The 17024-nt window shown below is 77.1% G+C and carries 13 protein-coding genes and 1 pseudogene; 7 read left to right on the top strand and 7 right to left on the bottom strand.

The features are described from left to right. The first annotated feature begins 1 nt into the window (after position 1). A complete protein-coding gene (locus Cpa01nite_RS04805) occupies positions 2-130 on the top strand; it encodes a chromosome partitioning protein (RefSeq protein WP_203667614.1) in 129 nt (42 codons plus the stop codon). A gap of 24 nt (positions 131-154) precedes the next feature. On the opposite strand, the gene Cpa01nite_RS04800 is transcribed toward Cpa01nite_RS04805, so the two are convergent. After that, positions 155-535, bottom strand: coding sequence for an SHOCT domain-containing protein (locus tag Cpa01nite_RS04800; RefSeq protein ID WP_373307325.1), 381 nt, complete (start codon positions 533-535; stop codon positions 155-157). Positions 536-735: 200 nt separating this feature from the next. Here Cpa01nite_RS04800 and Cpa01nite_RS04795 point away from each other — a divergent pair, with 200 nt between their 5' ends. Further along, on the top strand, positions 736-3450 hold the full coding sequence (locus tag Cpa01nite_RS04795; protein WP_203667613.1) for a cation-translocating P-type ATPase: 2715 nt from the start codon (positions 736-738) through the stop codon (positions 3448-3450). Between the two features lie 62 nt (positions 3451-3512). Then, complete coding sequence (locus Cpa01nite_RS04790; RefSeq protein ID WP_203667708.1) at positions 3513-5006, top strand: MFS transporter; 1494 nt, start codon at positions 3513-3515, stop codon at positions 5004-5006. 175 nt (positions 5007-5181) lie between these two features. Here the strand turns inward: Cpa01nite_RS04790 and Cpa01nite_RS04785 are convergent, their stop codons facing one another. Both Cpa01nite_RS04785 and Cpa01nite_RS04780 read right to left on the bottom strand, forming a co-directional pair. Further along, positions 5182-5520: an SHOCT domain-containing protein gene (locus tag Cpa01nite_RS04785; RefSeq protein WP_203667612.1), complete on the bottom strand. Its 339-nt coding sequence runs from the start codon at positions 5518-5520 to the stop codon at positions 5182-5184. A 111-nt stretch (positions 5521-5631) separates the two neighbouring features. Then, positions 5632-6078: a DUF6325 family protein gene (locus Cpa01nite_RS04780; RefSeq protein ID WP_239068532.1), complete on the bottom strand. Its 447-nt coding sequence runs from the start codon at positions 6076-6078 to the stop codon at positions 5632-5634. 303 nt (positions 6079-6381) lie between these two features. Here Cpa01nite_RS04780 and Cpa01nite_RS04775 point away from each other — a divergent pair, with 303 nt between their 5' ends. Beyond that, positions 6382-8922, top strand: a complete 2541-nt coding sequence (locus tag Cpa01nite_RS04775; RefSeq protein WP_203667611.1) for a helix-turn-helix transcriptional regulator — start codon at positions 6382-6384, stop codon at positions 8920-8922. Between the two features lie 43 nt (positions 8923-8965). Here the strand turns inward: Cpa01nite_RS04775 and Cpa01nite_RS04770 are convergent, their stop codons facing one another. Both Cpa01nite_RS04770 and Cpa01nite_RS04765 read right to left on the bottom strand, forming a co-directional pair. Beyond that, on the bottom strand, positions 8966-9463 hold the full coding sequence (locus Cpa01nite_RS04770) for a hypothetical protein (RefSeq protein WP_203667610.1): 498 nt from the start codon (positions 9461-9463) through the stop codon (positions 8966-8968). A gap of 13 nt (positions 9464-9476) precedes the next feature. Beyond that, on the bottom strand, positions 9477-9959 hold the full coding sequence (locus tag Cpa01nite_RS04765; RefSeq protein ID WP_203667609.1) for a DUF1269 domain-containing protein: 483 nt from the start codon (positions 9957-9959) through the stop codon (positions 9477-9479). 232 nt (positions 9960-10191) lie between these two features. Here Cpa01nite_RS04765 and Cpa01nite_RS18510 point away from each other — a divergent pair. After that, positions 10192-10413 (top strand): annotated as a pseudogene (locus Cpa01nite_RS18510) (trehalase-like domain-containing protein); the annotation flags it as partial. 106 nt (positions 10414-10519) lie between these two features. Then, positions 10520-12052: a glycoside hydrolase family 15 protein gene (locus tag Cpa01nite_RS04760; protein ID WP_203667608.1), complete on the top strand. Its 1533-nt coding sequence runs from the start codon at positions 10520-10522 to the stop codon at positions 12050-12052. A 63-nt stretch (positions 12053-12115) separates the two neighbouring features. Here Cpa01nite_RS04760 and Cpa01nite_RS04755 read toward each other — a convergent pair whose 3' ends face one another. Together Cpa01nite_RS04755 and Cpa01nite_RS04750 are read right to left on the bottom strand one after the other, a co-directional pair. Further along, complete coding sequence (locus Cpa01nite_RS04755; RefSeq protein ID WP_203667607.1) at positions 12116-15709, bottom strand: TM0106 family RecB-like putative nuclease; 3594 nt, start codon at positions 15707-15709, stop codon at positions 12116-12118. A 65-nt stretch (positions 15710-15774) separates the two neighbouring features. Then, positions 15775-16584: a MerR family transcriptional regulator gene (locus tag Cpa01nite_RS04750; protein WP_203667606.1), complete on the bottom strand. Its 810-nt coding sequence runs from the start codon at positions 16582-16584 to the stop codon at positions 15775-15777. A gap of 78 nt (positions 16585-16662) precedes the next feature. On the opposite strand from Cpa01nite_RS04750, the gene Cpa01nite_RS04745 reads away from it, so the two are divergent. Continuing rightward, a complete protein-coding gene (locus tag Cpa01nite_RS04745) occupies positions 16663-17016 on the top strand; it encodes a nuclear transport factor 2 family protein (RefSeq protein ID WP_203667605.1) in 354 nt (117 codons plus the stop codon). Positions 17017-17024 lie beyond the last annotated feature (8 nt).

Raw genomic sequence — 17024 nt, 5'->3', positions numbered from 1 at the left:
CATGAGCGAGAACGTGCCCGACAGCTTCGACCCGCAGCAGCCCGACCTGCCGACGCTCGACGTCGACCCGGACCCGGTGCCCGACGACCACGAGGGCGAGGCGCCCACCCGCGACGAGCCCGGGCGCTGACCCGGGGCCCGTCGCGGGCCGGCGTCACGCCGCGAGGGCGCGTGCCTTGAGGCGGCCGAACTCGTCGGGGTCGATGACGCCCTGGTCGAGCAGCGCCTTGGCGTCGGCGATCTCGTCGGCCGGCGACCTGCCGGCGGTCTGCCGGATGTACGCGTCCGTCTCGCGCCGCGCCGTCGCGACGGCCGCCGCGTGCCGCTCCGCCATGCCTCGCCCGCGTGCGATGACGTACACGAGCATCGAGAGCCACGGCACCACGATCAGCGCGACGATCCAGAGCGCCTTCCACCACCCGCTGAGGTCCCGGTCGCGGAACAGGTCGCCGCAGATCTGCCACAGCAGCACCAGGTAGGCGACGAAGAGGAACCACCAGATCATCAGCCAGAACCAGTCCATGAAGCTGTCCACGGTCCCACCTCTCGTCGCGCCGCGGCCGACCCGTCCGTGACCGGCCCGGGACCCACGCTGCCGAGCCCGGACCTGCGCCGTCACACCCGGCGGGGGTGAGCCGGGGCCCGTTCACCCGGCCCGGGTGAGGCCCGGCCGTCCGCGGCGCGGCGACGGTGGTCGCAGGGCGCCGCCGGGCGCCCGCGGCGACGGGTGGCGACATGACGACGACGCAGGTGCCGGCACGGGAGTGGCACGCCGCGACCGTGGCGGAGGTGTGCGCGGCCTTCGGGGTGGACCCGGGGCGCGGGCTGGACGCGGCCGAGGCCGCCCGCCGGCTCGAGGAGCACGGGCCGAACGCCCTGGCGGAGGAGAAGCCGGAACCGAAGTGGCGCGCGTTCGCCCGGCAGTACGCCGATCTCATGCAGCTCGTGCTGGTCGGCGCCGCGGTCGTGAGCGTCGTCGCGCTGCAGGACCTCGGCACCGGGCTCGTCGTCCTCGGGCTGACCGTCGTGAACGCGCTGATGGGCCTGCACCAGGAGGGCAAGGCCGCGCAGAGCGTCGCCGCGCTGCGCACCATGCTGGTGATGACGGCCCGGGTCGTCCGGGACGGGCAGGTCGTCCAGGTCCCGGCCGAGCAGCTCGTGCCCGGCGACGTGGTGCGGTTCGAGGCGGGGGACAAGGTGCCCGCGGACGGCCGGCTCGTCGTCGCCGCGTCGCTCGAGATCGAGGAGGCCGGCCTCACGGGCGAGAGCACGCCGGTGCCGAAGTCGGTGGACCCCGTGCGGGGTGCCGACGTCCCCCTCGGCGACCGCGTCGACATGGCCTACATGAACGCCCAGGTCACCCGGGGGCGCGGCGAGATGGTGGTCACCGCGACGGGGATGGCCACGGAGGTGGGCCGGATCTCGGGGATGCTCGGCACCGTCGAGACGGACGAGACCCCGCTGACCCGGCAGCTCAACCGCCTCACGGTGATCATCACGCTGATGGCGGCGGTCGCGCTCGTGCTCGTCGTCGTCCTCGGCCTGGCCCGCGGCGAGGACTTCGACACCCTGTTCCTCGTCGGGATCAGCCTGGCGATCGCGGCGATCCCGACCGGCCTGCCCGCGGTCGTCACCATGCTGCTGTCCCTGGGCACCCGGGAGCTCGCCGACGCCGGCGCGATCGTCAAGCGGCTGCGCTCGGTCGAGACGCTGGGCGCCACGTCGGCGATCTGCTCGGACAAGACCGGGACGCTGACGCTGAACCAGATGACGGCGCGGCGGCTCGTGCTGGCGGGGCGGCGGTTCGGGGTCGACGGCGAGGGGTACGCGACCACCGGTCGCATCCTCGCCACCGGCGGCGGCCCCGAGATCCGGCTGGAGCCGTTCCTGCTGCCGATGGCGCTGGCGAGCGACGCGACCGTCCGCGACGGCGACCTGGTGGGCGACCCCACCGAGGGCGCGCTGGTCGTGCTGGCGGCGAAGGGCGGGCTCGACGTCGAGGAGACCCGGCGCACGCACCCGCGCGTCGCGGAGGTGCCGTTCGACGCGGCGTACAAGCTGATGGCGACGTTCCACGACGTCGAGGTGGACGGCACCGCCGCCGTGCGCTGCTACGTGAAGGGCGCGCCGGACGTGCTGCTCGCCCGGTCGACGCACTACCGGGACGCGGACGGGACCACGCGGCCGATCGGTGACCTGCGGGACCGGGTCGCCGCCGAGAACGACGCGCTGGCCGCCGAGGGCATGCGGGTGCTGGCGCTCGCGCAGAGGGACGTCGGGCAGGCGGACCTGGCCGGCGAGCTGCTGGACCTCGTCGACGGGCTCGAGCTCCTGGCCCTCGTCGGGATCGTCGACCCGCCCCGCACGGAGGCGCGGGACGCGATCGCCGCCTGCAAGGACGCCGGGATCCGGGTCCGGATGATCACCGGCGACCACGTCACGACCGCGGCGGCGATCGCCGGCCAGCTCGGCATCGAGGGCCGCGCGCTGACCGGCGCCGAGTTCGCCGCCCTCCCGGACGAGCGGCTGGAGGCCGAGGTCGACGAGATCGGGGTGGTCGCGCGCGTGGCGCCGCAGGACAAGGTGCGGCTGGTCGACGTGCTCAAGCGGCGCGGCCAGGTGGTGGCGATGACCGGCGACGGCGTCAACGACGCGCCCGCGCTGACCCGCGCGGACATCGGCGTGGCGATGGGCATCACCGGCACGGAGGTCACCAAGGACGCCGCCGAGATGATCCTGACCGACGACAACTTCGCCACGATCGTCACGGCGGTGCAGCGCGGGCGGGGGCTGTACGACAACCTCATGCGGTACATCCGGTTCCAGATGGTCGTGCTGATCGGGTTCATCCTCACGTTCGTCGGGGCCGGGGTGTTCGCCGTCGCCGAGGGCGTGCCGCTGTCGCCGCTGCAGATCCTCTGGGTCAACTTCGCGATCGACGTGGTGCTCGCGATCGGGCTCGGGTTCGACGCGGCCGCGTCCGACCTGATGCGCCGCACCCCGCGGGCCGCCGACGCGCCGGTGCTGGGCCGCGGGCTCGGCGCGCGGCTGGCGGTCGACGGCGTGCTGGTCGCGACGGCCGCGCTGCTCGTCGTCGCCTGGGCGGAGGACCGGTACGGGCTGCTCGTGGCGACCACCATGGGCCTGACCGCCACGTCGCTGCTGCACGTCGTCGTCGCGGCGCAGTGGCGGGACCGGTACCGCAGCGTGCTGGACGCCGAGACCGTCGCCAACGGCCGGTTCGTCACGCTGGTGCTCGTCGTCCTGGGGCTCACGGTCCTGGTCACGTCGATCGACCTGCTGCAGCGGCTGTTCGGCACCACGGACCTGACGCCCGACCAGTGGGGCGCGTGCCTGCTCGCGGTGCTCGGCTACCTCGTCGTGGCGGAGGTCCTGCGCGCCGCCGCGCGGGTCGCGCACCGCCGGAGCGCGACCGCCCCGGTCCGGTGACCGCGCCGGCGGCCGCGCTCGACCGCACCGGGCGCCGGCTCGCGGTCCTGCTCGCGCTCGCGATGTTCGTCCTGGTCGTCGACACGTCGCTGATGAACGTCTCGATCTCGGCCGTGGTGCGTGACCTGGGTACCACGGTCAGCGGCGTGCAGTCGGCGATCGCGCTCGAGGCGCTGGTGTCGGCGGCGTTCATCCTGGTCGGCAGCAAGGTCGGGGACCTCGTCGGCCGGCGGCGGGCGTACGTGCTCGGGCTGCTCGGCTACGCCGTGGGCGCGGCGGCGATGACCTTCGCGCAGAGCCTCACCGCGGTGGTCGTCCTGTGGGCGGTCGTCGGCGGGCTGGGCGCGTCGCTGCTGCTGCCCGCGATGCAGTCCCTCGTGCACGGCAACTTCACCGGCACGGCGCAGAAGCAGGTGTACGCGCTGGTCGGCGCGGCCGCCTCGATCGCCGCGGCGGTCGGGCCGCTGCTCGGCGGGTTCATCACGACGTACCTGTCCTGGCGGGTGGCGTTCGGGCTGGAGCTCGTGGTGATCGTCGTCGTGCTGTCCGGCGTCCGGCTGGTCCGCGACGTGCCGTACACCGGGTCCCGCGAGGTCGACGTCGTCGGTGCGCTGCTGTCCGCGGCCGGGATGGGTGGCCTGGTGCTCGGTGTGCTCGCGTGGCAGGAGGGCGGTGAGTCCGTCGGGCTGCTGCTGGCCGTCGGGGCGCTGGCGCTCGCGGGCCTGGCGTGGTGGCTGGCGCGGCGCTCGCGGGCCGGCCGCGCCGTGCTGATCGACCCGGGGCTGTTCCGGGCGCCGCGGTTCCGGATCGGCGTCTCGCAGCAGCTGCTGCAGCAGGTGGCGCTCGGCGGGGCGATGATCGCGCTGCCGATCTTCCTGCAGCTGGTCCTGGAGTACGACGCGATGGCCGCCGGGCTGTCGCTGGCGCCGCTGTCGCTCAGCATGTTCGCCGTCGCGCTGGGCATGAGCCGACGCGCGGGGCGGTGGCCCGCGCACCGCGTGGTGCTGACCGGGTTCCTGCTGCTGGTCGCCGGCGTCGCGGCGCTGCTGCCGGTCGTGCCGCGCGCCGGGTCGGGGTGGGCGCTCGCGGCGCCGCTGGTCGTCGCCGGCTGCGGGCTCGGGCTCCTGGTGTCGCAGCTCAACGACTACACGCTGTCCCCGGTGTCGGAGGAGCGGGTCAGCGAGGCGGCCGGCGTGAACTCCGCGGGCGGGTCGTTCGGCCTGTCCTTCGGGCTCGCGCTCGGGGGCGCGGTGCTGCTCGCCTCGCTGTCCGCGGGGTTCACCGCCCAGGCCCGCGCGAGCGACGTCCTGTCGCCGGCGGACCAGGAGCGGGTGGCGCGGGCGCTCGAGGACGACGCCGAGCTGATGAGCACGACCCAGCTCGAGGAGCTGCTCGCCGACGAGTCGCCCGCTGCCGCCGCCGAGGTGGTGCGGATCAACGAGGAGGTCCGCCCGCGCGCCCTGCAGGTGGCGCTCCTGGTGCCGCTGGCGGCCGGCGTCCTGGGCGCCGCGAACGCGCTGCGCATGCGCCGCGCGGCCGCGCCCGCGCCGGCGTGACCCCCCCCGGCGCCCGCGTCGTCCCCCGCGCGCCGCCCGCGCCCGTCGTCCGCTGGGACGGAGGCGACGTCGAACGTGCAGAAGATGCGGGGTTCGAGCTCCTCGAACCCCGCATCTTCTGCAACCTCGGCGGTGCTGGCGCCGTGCGGAGGCGCCCTCGCGCGCGCGGCGCGGGTCAGGTCGCCAGGATGCGGGCCTTCTGGGCCGCGAACTCCTCCGCCGTCAGCACGCCCTCGTCGCGCAGCCGCGCGAGGTCCTTGAGCTGCGCGATCCGCGCGTCCGCGGCGTCCTGCGCAGGTGAGCCGACCGGGACCGCCGGGTACGGCGGCTCCTGGCTGTACCCGGGCGGGCCGTACCCGGCGGGTGCCGCCACGGGCGCGTACTGCGCCTGCGCGGCGCGCGCGTCCTGCTCGGCCCACCGTCCCTGCTGACGCCGCTGCACGCGTCCCGACACCGCGCTCGCGGTCCCGGCGATCACGGCCGTCCTGGCCACTCCTCGCAGCAGTCCGGGCATGGGTCCCCTCCTCGTCGCTCGTCCCTCGTCGTCCGTCCCGGGCGCCCCGGCGGGCGTGCCACCCGCGCCGGCGCGTCCCGCGGCCCCGCTCCCGCGCGGGGCCGCGCACCGTCAGGCGCCGACCGCCTCCGTGGCGTCGAGCGCCGCGAGCAGCGCCTGCACCGGCACCCGGCCGCTGGCGACCAGCTGGCCGCCGCCGCGGCGCAGCGCGGACGCGAACGGCGCGGCCCACGCGTTCTCGTACACCAGCACGCCGGCCGCCGCGCCGGGCGCGAGCGCCGCCGCCGCCTCGGCGAGGTCGTCGTCGCCGAGCAGCCCCGACGAGGCGCCCTCGAGCACGGTGACGTCGAAGTCGCCCGTGGCGTCCAGCTCGCGCAGGTCGATCCCGGTGACGGTGCCGTCCTCGGCCTTAGCGACGAACGCCAGGTCGAGCACCCGCACCACCCCCCGGTCGACCAGGTCCATCAGGAGGGGGAACGCCTCGCCGTCCAGGCGGTTCTCCGGGAACTCGACGACCAGGTAGTCCACCGGTCCCATGTCCTCGATCGCGGTCTCCACGACTGCCCTCCTGCGCTCCGCGGCGCCCGGTCGTTCCGGGCGGGGCCGCCCCCGCGAGCCCGGCTCCTACGGTCGTCGGAGCGGGTCGGCCGGGCATCACCCGCCACGGGTGGAGCAGCCGCGGAGGGGTCCCGCGGCGGCGACGGGCGGGTATACGTTGCCGCCATGGGCTCCCCGGGGAGGGGCGCCGGACGGGAACTGCGCGAGCCACCGGGCAGGGGTACCGGGACCTCGCTCGCCGTCCGGACGCCGGAGCAGCGCACCCTGCGGCCGTCCGCTGCGCGCACGGTGCGCCGGCCGGCCGTGGACCGGCTCCTGGACGCGGACGGCGACGGCCGGCTGACGGTGGTCGCGGCGGGCGCCGGCTGGGGGAAGACGACGGCCGTGGCGAGCTGGGCGGCCGCGCAGCCCGGTCCGGTCGCGTGGCTGTCGCTCGAGCCGCGGGACACGGTGCCGCAGGCGCTCGCGAGCCGGGTGCTGGACGCGCTGCGCGCGAGCGGCGCGGTGCCGCCGGACCACGAGCTCGCGCGGCTGCGCGTGCCGCCGACCAGCACCCCCGCGTTCGTCGCCCGCTGGATGCGCGGGCTGGCGGAGCTGCCGGCGGACGCCACGCTCGTCGTCGACGACCTGGACGTGGTGCGGCACCACACCGTGGTGCACACCGTGCGGGACCTGGTCGCCGCGGACGTCCCGCTGCGGCTGCTGCTGCTGAGCCGGTCCGACCCGCCCGTGGGCCGCCGCGACGCGACCCGCCTGGCCGCGGAGGACCTGGCGTTCACCGTCGCGGACGTGCGGGCGCTCGGCGCGGTCGAGGGCGTCGACGTGACCGCGGAGCGGGCGCGCCAGGTGCTCGAGCGCACCCAGGGCTGGCCGACCGGCGTGCGCATCGCCCTCAGCCGGCTGGCGCGGCTCCAGGGGGTGGACGAGCCGCCGACGGAGGCCGACGTCGACGAGGCCCTGGCCGACGACCGGGCGGTCGCGGACTACCTGGTGGACGAGGTCGTCGACCGGCAGCCGGGCGGGGTGCGGATGTTCCTGCTGCGCTCCGGCGTGGTGCCCACCTTCACCCCGGAGCTCGCCCGCGCGCTCAGCCCGGGCGCCCCGCCCGGCCGGCTGCACGACGCCCTCGCGGCGGCCCACGACTTCGTCGGCCCGGTCGCCCCCGCCGGCGCCGCCCTGCGGTACCACCCGCTGCTCCGCGAGATCCTGCACACGACGCTGCGGGTGCGGGATCCCGAGGGACACCAGGACGCGCACGCGTGCGCCGCGCGGTGGCTGCTGCGGCACGGCGACCCCGTGGCGGCGCTCGACCACGCGACCGAGGCCGAGGACGGCGAGCTGGTCGGGCGCGTGCTGGCCGAGGCCGCCGCCCCGCTCCTGGTCACCCCCGCGCGGGAGGCGGTGCGCCAGGCGCTGCTCCGGCTCCCGTACGACGAGGCGCCGCCGGCGGCGTGGTCGGAGCTGTGCGCGGCCGCGCTCGCGGCGCTCGACCGTGCGTACCCGGCCACCCGCGCGCACGTCGCGCGGGTGCGGGCGCTCGCCCGACCCCGGGGGTCCGGCCCCCTGCCCGTCGCGTCCCAGGTGCTCGCCGGCCTGCTCGACGCCACCGCGGCCCGCGGGTCCGGCGACGCCCCGGGCCAGCTCCGGGAGGCCGACGCCGTCGGCGAGCTGCTCGAGCGGGTCCCGTGGCCGTTCCCCGCCTACCTGGCGTACCTGCGCAGCGCCCACGAGCTGCGCGGGGGAGCGCTGCTCTGGCAGGGCGACGCGGTCGGCGCGCGCCGCGAGCTCGCCGCCTCCATCGCGGAGGACCCCGACGCGGTCGACCTGACGTCGCTGGGCGCCCGCTCGGAGCTGGCGTTCGCGCACGGCGTCCTGGGCGACCTCGACGCCGCCCAGCGCGTGGCGCGCGCTGCGGTGGACGTCGCGGCGAGCTCGGGCTGGGCGTCGTACGCCCACGCGCGCCCGGCGTACGCCGCGCTGGCGTGGGTGGCGCTCCTCCGGGGGCGGTGGGCGGACGCCGACCGGGAGGTCGCGTACGGTCTGGCCGCCACCGAGGCGGGGGAGGACCCGTGGTCGCTGGCCGTCCTGCACGCGGTGCAGGCGCTGGCGGCCCTGGCGCGTGGCCGGGTGCGCGCCGCCGCGCACGCCCTGGCGGCGGAGCGCCCGACGGGGGCGGTGCCGCCGCTCGTCGCCGCCCTGCGCCTGCGGGCGGCGTCGGAGCTGGCCGAGCTGACCGGCGCCGAGCCGGGAGCCGGGCCGGCGGAGGCGCGGATCGCGTCGCCGCTGGACTCCCTGGTCGCGGCGCGGCGCGCGCGGGCCCGCGGGGACGCGCCCGCCGCGCTCCGGCACGCCCGCGTCGCCGCCGGCTGGTCGACGGACGTGGGCGACGTGCTCACGCAGACCGAGGCGTGCCTGCTGCTGGCCGCCCTCTTCGAGGACCGCGGTGCGCCGCGGCTCGCCGACGACCTCGCCGGGCGGGCGCTCGCCGTCGCGGGACCGGAGCGCGTGCTGCGGCCGTTCGTCGTGCCGGGCGCCCTCGGGCTCGACGCGGTCGCCCGGGTGCTGCCGGACCGGTCCGACGCGTTCGCGGCCGCGCTGGCCGAGCACGTCGGCGCGCCGGAGCCGGCGCCCGAGCCCGAGCCGCTGCCGGTCCCGCTCACCGAGCGCGAGCTCAGCGTGCTGGCCGCGCTGCCGAGCATGGCCAGCAACACCGAGATCGCCGAGGAGCTGTTCGTGTCAGTGAACACGGTCAAGGCGCACCTGAAGTCGCTGTACCGCAAGCTGGACGTGCAGACCCGGCGCGCCGCCGTGGCGCGGGGGCGGGCGCTCGGGCTGCTGGACTGAGCCTCCCAGGACCGCTCCACCCGGTGCGGGGCCGGCACGGGCCTCAGTGCAGCAGCGTGTACTTCAGCACCACCAGCGCGGCCCCGAGCAGCCCGATGCCCGCGGCGTTCGCCACCCGCGCCACGCCGCGCACCCCGCCGGCGGTGCTCATCCGCCAGCCGACCGCCACGAGCAGCGCCGTGTTCGTCAGGAGCGCCACCCGGACCCCCGCGCCCGTCGGCACACGGAGCACGGCCTCCGCGACGAGCACCGCGACCGGGACCAGGCACGCGGCGACGAGCGGCAGCCCGTCCGTGACGACCTCCCGCCGCTCCTCGGCGTGCAGCGCGCGCCCCAGCAGCGTGCGGGTGGCGGTCCAGTGCGCGTAGCTCTCCGCCGCCCAGTACACGAGCAGCGTGCCCACCAGGACGAGCGCGAGCCGCACCAGCCCGATCGTCTCGGGCGCGGCCGCCAGCACCGAGCCGGTCACGACCAGCCCGTACAGGTGGCCGGCGCGCCGCCGGACCAGCCGCGGCCGCTCCAGCTGCTCGGCGCCGGCCACGTCGGGCCGCCGCTCAGCCGAAGGTCTCGAGCAGGAGGCTCTTCTCGGCGTCGGTCAGGTTCGTGGCGACGAGCCGCGAGCCCAGCCCGTGGAACCGCTCGCCGAGCCGGTCCAGGTCGCCCTCCTGCGTGACGGCGAGCAGCACCGAGGTGCCCTCCGTCGTCTCGTCCCGGAGCGTGACGAGGTCCTTCTCGTCGATGCCGACCCCCTCGACCGACTTCGCGAGCGCGCCGATCCCGGCGCCGGCCGCGGCGCCGAGCAGCGGCACGAAGAACAGCCCGCCGACCAGCAGGCCCCAGAGCGCGCCCCAGCCCGCGGCGTGCTTGCCGCTCTCGTGGTGGTGGTGCAGCTCGGGGCGCTTCTCGCCCGGGGGCCAGGAGACGACCGCGGAGTCCACGACCTTCACGATCCCCTCGCTCTGGGCGTCGAGCAGGGTGCCGCGGGCGCGCTCGGCGCCCTCGGGGGTGTCGAACTTCCAGGCGGTGAACGTCGTCATCGATGTCCTCCTCGTGCGGCGGGCCGCTGCGGCACCGGGCCGGGTCCGGGCACGGCGTGCCCGCACGTCACTGTGCCGCCGCCGCCGCGGTGACCGGCTCACCCGCCCGGGGTGAGACCTGCGCGGCGGACGTGTCGGGGCGGCGCGACCACCCGGGGCGGGCGACGCCGCCGGCGCGGCGGGGGCGGACCATGGGGCGACGCCGGAGGGCCCGCCACGAGGAGGAGCCGAGATGCCCACGTACCCCCTGATCGCCGAGCACGCGCTCGTCGGCGACCTGCAGACGGCCGCGCTCGTGTCCACCGACGGCGACGTGGACTGGTTCTGCTGCCCGCGGTTCGACTCGCCGAGCGTCTTCGGGTCGCTGCTCGACGCGGGGCGCGGCGGCCGGTTCCGCATCGCCCCGGCGGGCGGCGACCACGTCGTGAAGCAGCTGTACCTGCCGGACACCGCGGTCCTGGTGACCCGGTTCCTCACCGACGCCGGGGTCGGTGAGGTGATCGACTTCATGCCGCCCACCGGCCGGACCGCGGACCGCGCGGCACCGGCTCGTCCGGGTCATGCGCTGCGTCCGCGGCCGCGTGCGGTTCGACGTGCACGTCGCGCCCCGGTTCGACTACGGCCGGGCGTCGCACGAGACGAGCGTGACGGAGCGCGGCGCGGTGTTCGCGAGCCCGGGGCTCACCCTCACGCTGCACACGGTGCGGACCGAGGACGACCGGGAGCGCGAGCCGATGCGGGTCGACGCGGACGGGGACGTGCGGACGGCGTACGACCTGGTCGCGGGGGAGCGCGCGGGGCTGGTGCTCGAGTCGTCGGCCGACGGGCCGCCGCGCGCGATCGCCGCCGGCGACCTGCGCGCGCTGCTGGACGACACCGCCGCCTTCTGGCGCACGTGGCTGGCGAGGTCCACCTACGTCGGGCGGTGGCGGGAGGCGCTCCAGCGCTCGGCGATCACCCTGAAGCTGATGACGTACGCGCCGTCGGGCGCCCTCGTCGCGGCGCCGACCGCCGGGCTCCCGGAGCAGGTGGGGGGCGAGCGCAACTGGGACTACCGGTACACCTGGGTCCGGGACGCGTCGTTCTCGATCTACTCGCTGCTGGGCCTGGGCTTCGTCGAGGAGGCCGCGGAGTTCGGTGCCTGGCTGCGGGACCGGATCGAGGAGAGCGGCGCCGGGGAGAGCGGCCCGCTGAAGATCATGTACCGCGTGGACGGGACCTCGGACCTCACCGAGGAGACGCTCCCGCACTGGGAGGGGTACCGCGGCTCGAGCCCCGTGCGGATCGGCAACGCCGCCGAGAACCAGCTGCAGCTCGACATCTACGGCGAGGCGCTCGGCAGCGTCTACGTCGCGGACCGCAACGGCCTCGCGATGGGGCACCGCGGCTGGGTCGCGCTGCGGGACATGCTCGACTGGCTCTGCGACCACTGGGACCAGCCGGACGAGGGCATCTGGGAGACGCGCGGCGGGCGCCAGGACTTCGTGTACGGGCGGGTGATGAGCTGGACGGCGCTGGACCGCGGGATCCGGCTGGCGACGGGGCACGGACGACCGGCGGACCTGGCCCGGTGGGCCGCCGGTCGCGACGCGATCTACGAGCAGGTCTGGGCGCGGGGCTGGAACGCGCGGCGGGGCGCGTTCGTGCAGCACTACCGCACCGACGTGCTCGACTCGTCCCTGCTGCGGATGGCGACGGTCGGGTTCGTCGACCCGCGTGACCCGGCGTGGCGGTCGACCCTGGCGGCGATGGCCGCCGAGCTCGTGACGGACAGCCTCGTCTACCGCTACGACCCGGCGGCGTCGCCGGACGGGCTCGCCGGAGAGGAGGGCACGTTCTCCCTGTGCACCTTCAACTACGTGGACGCGCTCGCCCGTGCGGGCATGGCGGACGAGGCGCGGATCGTGTTCGACAAGATGCTCACCTACGCGAACCACGTCGGCCTGTACTCGGAGGAGATCGGGCTCACGGGGGAGCAGCTCGGGAACTTCCCGCAGGCCTTCACGCACCTGGCGCTGATCGACGCGGCGATCACCCTCGACGCCACGCTCGACGGGCTCGGGCCGGGCCTCGCGCCACGTCGCCGGACGTGACGCGCCCGCCACCCCACGCCGACGCTTCCACACGGCCCCGGGCGGACCGGCCGCCCGCACGGGTCAGGCCGCAGGCCCGCCCGCCCGGAGGAACGCCCCCAGCTCGGCCAGCTGCGCGGGCTGCGCCGGCAGGTGGTCGGTCAGCCCCGGGGACCGGACGACCACCGCCGCCCACTGCCCGCGGGACAGCGCGACGTTCAGCCGGTTCCGGGACAGCAGGAACTCCATGCCGCGCGGGACGTCCTCGGGCGTCGACGCCGCCATCGACACCAGCACGACGGGCGCCTCCTGGCCCTGGAACCGGTCCACCGTGCCGACCCGCACGCCGTCGAGCCCCGCCGCGGCGAGCGCCCGGCCGACCGTCCACACCTGCGCGTTGTAGGCGGCGACGACCAGGACGTCCGCGGCGGCCAGCGGGCGCGGGCCGCCGGCGTCCGTCCAGGCCCGCCCCAGCAGGCCCCGGACCTCGGCGACCACCCGGTCCGCCTCCTCCCGGCTCGACACGGCGTTCCCGTCGTGCTCGACCAGCACCGTCCGCACGCCCGGGGCGACGCCGTCGAGGTGCCGCGCGGCCGCGGCGGGCACGGCGTGCAGCCGGCCGTCGTACGCGAGGTCCGACACCGTCGCGCACAGCGCCGGGTGCATACGCCAGGTGGCGTCGAGGAAGTAGCCGAGGCCCGGCGGCAGCGTGTCGTGCCCGTCGGTCAGCCAGCCGAGCGCGGAGGCGTCCACCGGCTCCGGGTGGTGGCCCTGGGACACCTGCGGCAGCTGCTGCGGGTCGCCCAGCAGCAGCAGGTTCCGGGCCGCCGGGGCGACGGCGAACGTGTTGGCCAGGGAGAACTGCCCGGCCTCGTCGACGACGAGGAGGTCGAACCCGCCCGCCGGCAGCCGGTCGGGGTGGGTCAGGTCCCACAGGGTGCCGCCGACGACGTACCCGCCCGAGCGCCCGGCGTAGAACCGCCCGAACGCGCCGGTCCCCTGCAGGGACGTCCACGGCGTCGCGGCGGACGCGCCCGGCCCGGACCGGCCGCCGGGCGCCGCGGGCTTCTTGCCGACCGCGGCCGGGTCCACGCCCGCGTCCACCACTCGGGCGAGCAGGTGCTCGACGACGGCGTGCGACTGCGCGACGACGCCGACCGACCAGCCCTCGGCCACCAGCGCCGCGATCACGTGCGACCCGGTGTACGTCTTGCCGGTGCCGGGCGGGCCCTGCACGGCGAGGTACGACGAGTCGAGGTCGCGCAGCGCGGCGGTGATCGCCCGCACGGTGCCGTCCGGCCCGTCCGCGGGCGCCGGCAGCGGCCGGCCCGACCGGGTGCGCGGCGGGCGGCGGCGCGCGAGGTCCAGGGCGGCGCGGGGCGGCAGCGTGGGCAGGTCCGCGGCGACGTCCTCCGCGAGCCCGCGCACGGCCGCCGCGATGCCGTCCGTCGGCGGCGGCGCGGCCGGGCCCAGGCCCATCGGCAGCCGGTCGTGCGGGGCCCACGCCGCCTGCAGCCGCTCGGTGACGAGCAGCTCGTCCCGGGCGTCGGCGCCGTCGCCGGTGGACGTCACCGCCACGACCGTGAAGCCCGGCGCGCAGCCCCGGGTGGCGTGCGGGGGCGGGGTCGCGTGGTCGGGGGTGGGGGAGTCGAACAGGCCGAAGCAGGTCGCGCCGGCGCGGAGCTCGCTGCCGGGCTCCAGCCGCCCGGTCATGCGGAGCTCGCGCTGCCGCGTGCGGGCGCGCGGCGGGACGGCCCAGTCCGAGACGACCTCGACGCGCTCGGCCACGAACGTCGACCGCGGGTCCGTCCAGTCGGCGGGGTCGGCGGACAGCCGGTCGAAGTGCGCCCACCAGAACGGCTTGCGCTCGCGCCAGTGGTACCCGAGCGCGGCACCGAGCAGGGCGACGGCCTGCTGGTCCGCGCTGCGGCGGCCGTCGACGTGGTGCTCGGGGTCGTTCGCGTAGCCGGCGAGCCGCGCCGCCAGCGCGTCGTGCTCCGGCGCGGCGTCGTCCGCGGTGGGCACGTCGTCCTCCCCGGCGTCCACCGCGTCCCCGGCGACCGGCCGCGGCGCGACCCCCCGCTCGGCGGCGCGCTCCAGCAGCCAGTCCCGCAGCGCCCGCGTCGAGGCGCAGTCGTACGCGTTGTACTCCGCGATCGCCGCCAGGGCCGCGCGCCACCCGGCGTCGTCGCCGGCGTCCCGCAGCGCGCACGCCTGCGCGTACTGGTCGATCGAGTCGCCGGCGGTCGTCACGTCGCCCGTGCGGTGCCCGGGCATGTAGAGCGGCTCGAGCTGCTTGAGCGACGAGGACCGCTGCCCCGTGCGCAGCGACCCCCGCACGGTGGCGTACAGGTCGACCAGCACGCCCGCGCGGAGCAGCTCGTCGACGGCCGCCTCCCCGACGCCGTGCCGTGCGGCCAGCCGCAGCAGGGCCGTCTTCTCGTACGGGGCGTAGTGGTAGACGTGCATGCCCGGGTGCGCGGCGCGGCGCTCGCGGACGTACGCGAGGAAGTCGAGCAGCGCCCGCTTCTCCTGCGCCCGGTCGTGCGCCCAGAACGCTTGGAACGGCGCCGCGGCGCCCGGGGATGGCGGCGCCTCCACCACCCCGAACAGGTACTCGAGCCCCCAGACCGCCGGCTGCCCGTCGGCGCCCACCTCGCCCGCGGAGTAGAGCGGGTCGCCCTCGAAGTCGAAGAACACGTCGCCGGGGTCCGGCGCGGGCAGCGCGCCGATCGGCACCGGGTCGACGAGCTCGACGAGCACGGTCCCGTCGCCGTGGTCCTGCCGGGACTGCAGAGCCGCCTGGGCGCGCAGCCCGGCCAGGGTCGCGGTGCCGACCCCGGGGAGCGGGGCGTCGCGCGCGGCGAGGTCCTCGACGGTCCGGACGCCCGCGGCACGCAGCCGCGCGGCCTGCGACGCGCGGACGCCGGCGACCAGCAGCACGTCGCGGTGCTCCTCGACCTCCGGCGCGCACACGGCGCACCGGCCGCACGCCCGGTACCGCGGGTCGCCCCAGCCCGCGGGGTCCCCGCCGGCGCGGTGCGCGTCGAGGAGCGCCTGCAGCCGCGCCCGGCGCTCCCGGTACACCGGCAGCAGCTCGCGGAGCCGGTGCCGGGTCGTGCGGCCGTCGCCGAGGACCAGCTCGGCGTGCTCGGCGACGTCCACCCCGGCGGCCAGCAGCTGGTCGGCGTACGCGGCGACCTGCAGCAGCGCGGTCGGGCGCTCGTGCCGGGCGAGCTTCGCGTCGACGACGGCGTACCGCGGGGTCGGGTGCGCCGGGTCCCGGACCAGGAAGTCGGCGAAGCCCGCGAACGCGCCGTCGAAGAACGCCGCCTGGTGGAGCACGTCGACGCCCCCGCGCAGGGCGGCCAGCGTCCGGGCGTGCGCGTCCGCGAGGCCGGCCCGGGTGCGGTCCGCCGGGCGGGCGACCGCCAGCACACCGCGGCGGGTGGCGGGGTCGTACCGGCCGAGCGCGGCCAGGTGCGCGTCGAGCAGGCGCCGCTCGTGCTCCGCGCCGAGCCGGCCGGCGCGCGCCGCGGTGGCGTCGACGTCGCGCGGGACCGCGGGCCCGCGCCCGAGGGCCGCGTCGAGGGTCCGGACCACGGCGTACGGGCAGGCCGCCTCGGCGGCGAGGTCACCGGCGCTGAGGACGAGGGCGCCGTCGTCGAGGATCTGCACACCGGGAGGCTACGGGGACCCGGGGACACGCCTGCCCGCGCGTGCGCCCTCGCGGCCCGGGCGGCTCAGGACTCCCGGCAGTCCCCGGCGACGTGGAACACCGGCCAGCCGACCTCGGTCCGCCAGGCGGACGGCTCCGGGGTGTCCCGCGGCGCGACCCGGTAGATCTCGCGCACCGGCCCGGCGACCGCCAGGGAGTTGCCCACCACCCACGCGCCCAGCTCGCCGTAGGTGACGTCGATGTCGTCGTGCGGGCCGACGTGCGTCGTCACGGCGAGCTCGACGGCCGGCAGGGTCAGCGGCCGGACCCGCCCGGTGCTCGGCGGCCGCTCGGTGGGCCGGTACACGACCACGTGCCCGCGCCCCTGCTCGAACAGCGCGTTGTCGTACAGCCCGCCCGGGGTCCCCGTGGTGTCGCCGACAGCCGCGTCGAGCTCGGCCATCGCCCCGGCGTACCAGGCGACGACGTCCTCGTGGGCCACGTCGGCCTCGACCGCGGCCACGGTCGTCGCCGGCACCGCCCGGATCTCGACGTCCCGCGTGGGCGCCTCGGGCTGCAGCAGCCGGCGCAGCGAGGTCACGGCGCGGCGGGTCGCCTCCAGCTCGGCCTCGAGCCGCTCCAGGTGGTCGCCGACCAGCGCCGCGCGGTCGGCCGGGGCGGTGGCGCGCAGGATGCGCCGCACGTCGGCGAGCGGGACGCCGAGCTCGCGCAGCCGGTGCACGACCTGCGCGGTCGGGATCTGGTCGGGGCTGTACGACCGGTACCCCGTCGCCGGGTCCACCGCGGCGGGCTCGAGCAGCCCCGCGTCGTGGTAGCGCCGCAGGGTCCGCACGCTCAGGTGGGTCAGCCGGGAGAACTCGCCGATGGCCAGCACGGCGCCATCCTGCACCCTCCCCCTGGGGGAGAGTCCAGCGGTTGACCCTCCCGCGGCGGGAGCGCGGACGGTCGTGCCATGACCGCACCGACCAGCATCCGGCCCGACGACCTGCCCGTCACGATCCGCGCCTACCTCGCCGCCCACGCGGCGCGTGAGGCGGACGCGGCGCTCCGCACCTTCACGCCGACCGCCGTCGTGGTCGACGACGGCGTCACGTACCGGGGGCACCAGGAGGTCCGCCGGTTCCTCACCCGGGCCGGCTCCGAGTTCACGTTCACGACGACGCTCGTCGGCGCGGAGCGCGTCGACGACGCGCACTGGGTCGCCACCCACCACCTGGAGGGCGACTTCCCCGGCGGCGTGGTGGATCTGCGCTACCGCTTCACGCTCGCCGACGACCTGATCGCGGAGCTCGTCATCGCCCCGTGACCGCCGCT

The sequence above is a fragment of the Cellulomonas pakistanensis genome (assembly GCF_016862755.1).
GTDB lineage: Bacteria > Actinomycetota > Actinomycetes > Actinomycetales > Cellulomonadaceae > Cellulomonas > Cellulomonas pakistanensis.
Note: the sequence above shows the minus strand (reverse complement) of the source record. Positions and strands in the feature narration are given on the sequence as shown.

Bases quoted from the DNA above. Each gene is read 5' to 3' on its own strand.
- Cpa01nite_RS04805 (WP_203667614.1), top strand. From the start codon at position 2: ATGAGCGAGAACGTGCCCGACAGCTTCGACCCGCAGCAGCCCGACCTG.
- Cpa01nite_RS04795 (WP_203667613.1), top strand. From the start codon at position 736: ATGACGACGACGCAGGTGCCGGCACGGGAGTGGCACGCCGCGACCGTG.
- Cpa01nite_RS04790 (WP_203667708.1), top strand. From the start codon at position 3,513: ATGTTCGTCCTGGTCGTCGACACGTCGCTGATGAACGTCTCGATCTCG.
- Cpa01nite_RS04785 (WP_203667612.1), bottom strand. From the start codon at position 5,520: ATGCCCGGACTGCTGCGAGGAGTGGCCAGGACGGCCGTGATCGCCGGG.
- Cpa01nite_RS04765 (WP_203667609.1), bottom strand. From the start codon at position 9,959: ATGACGACGTTCACCGCCTGGAAGTTCGACACCCCCGAGGGCGCCGAG.
- Cpa01nite_RS04760 (WP_203667608.1), top strand. From the start codon at position 10,520: ATGCGCTGCGTCCGCGGCCGCGTGCGGTTCGACGTGCACGTCGCGCCC.
- Cpa01nite_RS04745 (WP_203667605.1), top strand. From the start codon at position 16,663: ATGACCGCACCGACCAGCATCCGGCCCGACGACCTGCCCGTCACGATC.